1 protein-coding gene is annotated in these 1,045 nt (G+C 44.6%); it reads right to left on the minus strand.

Annotated features, from left to right (window positions below):
* On the minus strand, positions 1–829 hold an 829-nt coding region (locus R7P72_RS26045; RefSeq protein ID WP_318111149.1), incomplete at its 3' end, for a pirin family protein.
* Positions 830–1,045 lie beyond the last annotated feature (216 nt).

The raw sequence follows: 1,045 nt of genomic DNA on the forward strand, positions 1-1,045 counted from the left end.
CTGAGTTGTAGTCTTGAATCGCTTGTTCAATTTCTTCGATACTGTTCATGACAAATGGGCCATAGTGAACCACCGGCTCATTGATTGGTTCACCTATAAAGAGCAGGACCCCACTGTTGTCTGCCGCAGTAAACTTTGCGGCCTCTCCTTTTGATAACAGCGCCATCTCACCTTGCTTTACAGTGCGTTGATTTATCTCGACACTGCCTTGGTACGCATAAATCATCATGTTATGGTCAGCGTCCAAAGCTAGCTCAAGCGTGGCTCCTCTATGAGGCCGCCAATCAGCAACAGTTGCCACAACACCAGTTTGAGTCAACGGTCCAACAATTCGTTCTCCCGCAATCATCAATTCACCAGCAATGACACGAACAAGCCCTGTCTTTGCATTGTCAAATTCCGTGATCGTTTCTGGTTGAAAATCGTGGTATTGAGCGGGTTTCATTTTGTCTTTGGCTGGTTGATTAATCCATATCTGAAAACCATGCAGCTCACCGTCTTGCATAATTGGCATTTCACTGTGTATTACTCCGCGACCTGCCGCCATCCATTGTGCACCACCTGAACGCAATTCGCCGACATTGTTCATGTGATCACGATGTTGAAAATGACCTTTCAGCATATAAGTCAGCGTTTCAATCCCACGATGAGGATGAGGAGGAAAGCCACCAATGTAGTCAGAACGTAGATCGGATTTCAGCTCATCCATCATTAAAAATGGTGAAAAGCTCGCGTTGTTAAAACCTGCAACTCGACGAATTTTAACACCATCACCGTCAGCGGTAGGTTGCGATGGAATCAACTGACGAATTTCTCTGAATGTGCTCATACTTCTTCTCCTCGTTCGCCTTGGTGGCTGTCTGCAAATCGCGTTTCAGCTCATGGCTATCGACATGGTTTTATTTTAGTTTGGAGAAAAATAATCATGAGCAGAGCGATTCGAGCTACTTATTCAAGTTTTTCGAACAATAGGAAATCAAAACCAAGCATCATTGGTCATTTTTCAATCCAGACCAAATCTCCGGCGATTGATGATAAGTTCTCT

The organism is Vibrio sp. Vb0888, assembly GCF_033338835.1.
Classification (GTDB): Bacteria; Pseudomonadota; Gammaproteobacteria; order Enterobacterales; family Vibrionaceae; genus Vibrio; species Vibrio alginolyticus.